The sequence below is a fragment of the Kitasatospora indigofera genome, from assembly GCF_014655955.1.
In the GTDB taxonomy this organism is placed as follows: Bacteria; Actinomycetota; Actinomycetes; order Streptomycetales; family Streptomycetaceae; genus Kitasatospora; species Kitasatospora indigofera.
The window spans coordinates 1-4,689 of the sequence record NZ_BNBO01000116.1; the positions used below are offsets into that span (position 1 = coordinate 1).

The 4,689-nt window shown below is 73.2% G+C and carries 2 protein-coding genes; one reads left to right on the forward strand and one right to left on the reverse strand.

Going from position 1 to position 4,689, the window contains the following annotated elements; all coding sequences use genetic code 11:
- Positions 1 to 43: 43 nt before the first annotated feature.
- A complete protein-coding gene (locus IE329_RS39585; RefSeq protein WP_229928150.1) occupies positions 44 to 3,688 on the reverse strand; it encodes a sensor histidine kinase in 3,645 nt (1,214 codons plus the stop codon).
- A gap of 689 nt (positions 3,689 to 4,377) precedes the next feature.
- On the opposite strand from IE329_RS39585, the gene IE329_RS39590 reads away from it, so the two are divergent.
- On the forward strand, positions 4,378 to 4,602 hold the full coding sequence (locus IE329_RS39590) for a hypothetical protein (RefSeq protein WP_190215915.1): 225 nt from the start codon (positions 4,378 to 4,380) through the stop codon (positions 4,600 to 4,602).
- Positions 4,603 to 4,689: the final 87 nt, after the last annotated feature.

The window sequence follows — 4,689 nt, forward strand, 5'->3', positions numbered from 1 at the left end:
CAGCCAGTTCAGGTTCTGTGCGGCCTGGCTCATCTGACTCAACTCAACGCTCCTGATGATCTGCGCCGTTGCCGAAGCTCACGTTGCGGCCGGCCTCGTTGCCGTCCCCGCGGGACCCGAAACTATCGAATCCCGCCTGCTGAGCACCATGGCCGGGACCCGCGGGATTGCCCTGGCCACCGGTCTGCTCGGCCCCGGCGCGCCGGCCCTGCTGGATGCCGCGCCGCAGGTTGGTGAGCCGGCCGCGCACCTCCTCGGGGGCGCGGGACACCTGCGGACCGGTCAGCGGGGCCTGCTCGGCGGTACCGGAGACCAGGTTGGCCTGCGGGGTCCGGCGGGGGAGGCCGGAGAGCGTGATGCCGTTGGTGGACGGCTCGCGGACCTGCTCGGCCCGGCGCCAGCGCTCGTCGTTGGCCGACGGGCGCCACGGCGCGTCGCCCTGGCCGGGCTGCTGGCCCTGCTGCGGCTGGCCCTGCTGGGCCTGCTGCTGGGGAGCCTGCTGCTGCCGGGGCTGGTGCTGGCCCTGCTGCGGCTGGGCCTGGTACGGCGACTGGCTCGGGCCGGGCTGGCCGTCGAAGCCGGGCGCGCTGGTACCGGGACGCTGCGGCTGGTACTGCCGGGCCCTGGCCTGCTGGTCGCCGGCGGGGCGGCCGTCCTCGCGGAACCAGCGGGAGTCGGCCTGCTCCTGCCCCTGGCCGGCGGCGCCGACGGGCGCGGTCGGCAGGGCCATCGGCTCGGGCCGGAACTGCTGCTGGGCCTGCTGCTGGACCTGCTGGGGGGCGGCCTGCTCCTGACGGACGGGCTCCGGACGGGCCGGGTCCGGCAGTACCGGCTCGACCAGACCGAGGCCGAGCGGGTCGCGCGGGTCGATCTCGCTGGCCTCGAAGCGCGGACGGGCGAACTGCGCCGTCGTCTCCTCGGGCGCGGGCTCGGCCTGTGCGTGCGGCGCGGGGGCCTGCGGGCCCTGGGCACCCTGCGGCAGCGGGCGCTGCGGCAGGCCCTGGCCGGGCCGGGGACCCTGCGGGCCGCCCTGCTGCGGCAGGCGACGGGCCGGGGGCCCGTCCTGCCGGCCGTCCGGGCGACCGCCGCGGGTGGGCTGGTCGGCCCAGCCGTGCTGCGGCTGCTCGGCCTGGCGGGGGCCGTTCGGGTCGGGCAGTTCGGCGCCGGGGCGCGGACGCTCCTGGGCCGGACGCCGGGCACCGGGCTGCTGGCCCTGCCCCTGGCCCTGCTCGGGCTGCTGGCCGCGGCGGGGCAGCGGCGCGCCGGGGCGGCCGCCGGGGTTGCCCTGCTGCGGGCCGCCCTGCGGGTTGCCCTGCTGCTGGAGCCCCTGCTGCTGGTTCCCCTGCGGGGCAGCGCGGCCGGGGCCGCCCTGCTGCGGGGCGCCGGTCGGCGGGTTCTCGCGCAGCGACTGGCCGGCCTGCCGGGTCGGCAGGCCGCCGGGGGCACCGCCGGGACGGCCGCCGGGGCCGCCCTGGCCGAGCTGCGGACGGCCGCCGGGGGCACCGCCCGGGGCGCCGCCGGCCGGTCCCTGCGGGAGCGCGGCGGCCGGGCCCTGGCCGGGCATCTGGCGCTGGCGGGGGGTCGGTCCGACGCCGCGCGGCTGCTTGCTGGGGCCGCCGGGGCGGCCGCCGCGGCGGTCGGCGGAGTTGGTGACGTCCACCGGGAGCATGACGAGCGCGGTGGTGCCGCCCGAGTCGCTGGGGCGGAGCTGGATCCGGATGCCGTGTCGCAGGGACAGGCGGCCGACCACGAACAGACCCATCCGGCGGGAGACGGAGACGTCCACCACGGGCGGGTTGGCGAGGCGCTCGTTGATGTCCGCGAGGTCGTCGGGGCTGAGGCCGATGCCGGTGTCGTGGATCTCGATCAGCACCCGGCCGTCGGGCAGGGCGTGACCGGTGACCCGGACCCGGGTCTGCGGGCTGGAGAACGACGTCGCGTTCTCCAGCAGCTCGGCGAGCAGGTGGACGAGGTCGTTGACGACCCGGCCGGCGACCTCGGCCGACGGCACGGAGGCGAGTTCGATGCGCTCGTACTGCTCCACCTCGGAGGCGGCGGCGCGGAGCACGTCGACCAGCGGGACGGGCCTGGTCCAGCGGCGGCCCGGGTCCTCGCCCGCGAGGACGAGGAGGTTCTCGCCGTTGCGGCGCATGCGGGTCGCGAGGTGGTCGAGCTTGAAGAGGCTGGCGAGCTGGTCCGGGTCCGCCTCGCGGCTCTCCAGTTCGGAGATGAGCGACAGCTGGCGCTGGATGAGGCCCTGGCTGCGGCGCGACAGGTTGGTGAACATCGCGTTGATGTTGCCTCGCAGGAGGGCCTGCTCGGCGGCGAGGCGGACGGCCTCGCTGTGCACCATGTCGAACGCGTGGGCCACGTGCCCGATCTCGTCCGTGGAGTCGACGCCGACGGGTTCGACGGTGACGTCGACGTCGTGCGGGTCGCTCTCGGAGAGGGTCTTGACCAGCTCGGGGAGGCGCCGCTCGGCGACGTCCTCGGCCGCGGTCTGCAGCCGGGTCAGCGAGCGCACCATCGCGCGGGCGATGAGCGCGGCGCCGGCGATGGCGACGAGCAGCACGAGGGCGACCAGCGCACCGGTGATCAGGGCCTCGGTGTCGGCGGTGGACTGCAGGGCCTGGGCCTTGCCGTCCAGCTCCTCGATCAGCCGGCTCTCGATCCGGCGCTCCTGCGTGATCTTCGCGCTGGACTGGTCGTACCAGTCCTTGTAGCTGCGGCTCTCGGTCTGCTTGATGCCGCTCTGCTGCAGGATCGAGCGGGAGTACCGGTCGGCGTCGGCGATCAGCGAGTTGTAGCTGAGCTGCTCGCGCAGGCTGTCCAGCTCGTGGCTGGTGTAGATGCTGTTGAAGTTGCCGATGGCGTTGTCGTACGCGCCGCGCAGCCGGATGCCGAAGGACTCGTCGCTCAGGCTGAGGTCGGGGCCCTTCTTGTTGGCGAGCGCGGCGCTGATCAGCGCCCGCTGCTGCGAGGTGACGTCCTTGGCCAGCGAGAACTGCTGCAGGGCACGGGTGGCGCGGACCAGGTCGCTGTTGTTGGAGGCGAGCGCGATGTCCTGGGTGATGGACAGCAGGTCCTTGATGATCACGTCGTAGGACGTGATGGTCGCCTGGATGTTCTGGTCGTTCAGGTAGGCGTCGCGACGCGCGTCCGAGACCGAGTTGAGGTCCTTGCGGACCTGCAGCAGCAGGGCCTTTCCGCCGGACAGTTCGAGGTTCTCGAACTTGTCGGCGGAGGCGGTGAAGGTGCGGCTGAGGTCGTCGGTGTTCTTCTGCGAGGCCTCGACCTCGTCGTCCGCCTCCTGGCCGCCGCGGGTCCGCGGGCCGGCGCTGATGTCGCGCTCGGTCTGCAGGGCGTCGGCGAGGTTGGTCGCCTTCTTGGCCAGGTCGCTCAGGTTGGCCATCTGCGCGAGTTGCTGCGAGGCCTCCATCGAGGTCTGGATGCGCAGGCCACCGAGGACCAGCGCGACCATGACGGGGAGCGCGAGCAGGGCGATCAGGCGGGTCCGGATGCGCCAGTTGCGCATGGCGAGCCGGCTCAGACCGGTGGCCCGGCGCCTGGTCAGGGTGCTGCGGAGCTTCGCCCGCTTGGACTTCTGGTCGTCGTTCTCGATGGTGTCTGCGCTGCCCGGTTCGGCCTGGTTCCCGGCTGCCCGGTCACCCGGGCCGCCCTGGGGCACTGCCTGGTGGGGGGCTGCTGCGGGCTCTCGCGACTCGGGGTCGCCCGCGGCGCCGCTACCCCTCTTGAAACGTCCCTGCACTGGCGTCGCAACCTCTGGACCGGGCGTCCCGCCGCGTTGCCGCGGCCGGGACGGTGTCGAGTTTCCATCCGCACCCCGGCCGGTCCGGGAGAGCGGGTCTACCGGGGTGGACGGGTCCTTTCCCACGGTCCGTGGCATTCCAGCACAGCGGGGGGAGTCCAACAAGGGGCGCTGTGGAGCGTCTCCGGGTACTACCCAGTGCGCGCGCCATTTCACAGACTGTGCGGTAACTGGACCGGAATACCGCCTTTTTCGGACACTCGCCCGATACATGTCAACCGGACCACTGATCAACAAGAGTCGCGAGGCTTCCGATTCGCTCGGAAATGAGCTGAATGTCGGAATATCCTGTTGCGGCGATTTGCCCGCTATGGCGGAATAAATCTTCAATTTGTGAGCAAAATCACAGCCCAATGTGTAGCTTTGGTCACGGCGGCTGTGGAAAGAGATCCTTAATCTGTCCCAGTCGGACGCGGGGTCCGGTCGGCCTGGCCGAAATCCCCGCCCGGCACTCCCCGCCCCGAAGAGTGCTGCCCAGAACAGTGCTCGTCCGAAACGTGCGGCCGAAGCCTCCTGGCCGGCCCCCTCCTATCCCAAGGTGTGACGCGATGTCCCAGCCGGCCAACAACGCCGACCAGTCCACGCTCGTCAGCCGTTCGACGGCGAACCCGCGCCGGACGACGCTGGCCTCGGTCGCGGACTTCGCCCAGCTGCCCGGCGCCCGCCGTGCCGAGGACGTCGTCACGTACTCCACCGAGCTGCCGGCCAGCACCGCCAACCCGCGCCGCACGATCCTCCAGGTCGCCCCGGCCGTCGCGGTGCCCCAGGACTGACGTCCGTCCGCGCCCCCGCAGGCCCGTACGCCGGGCCCGGGCCGCCCCTGTCCCGGAGGGCGCCGCACGCCGCTGTCCAGCGCGGCG

Excerpts from the sequence above, each read along its gene's own strand:
- IE329_RS39590 (WP_190215915.1), top strand. The coding sequence starts at position 4,378 with ATGTCCCAGCCGGCCAACAACGCCGACCAGTCCACGCTCGTCAGCCGT.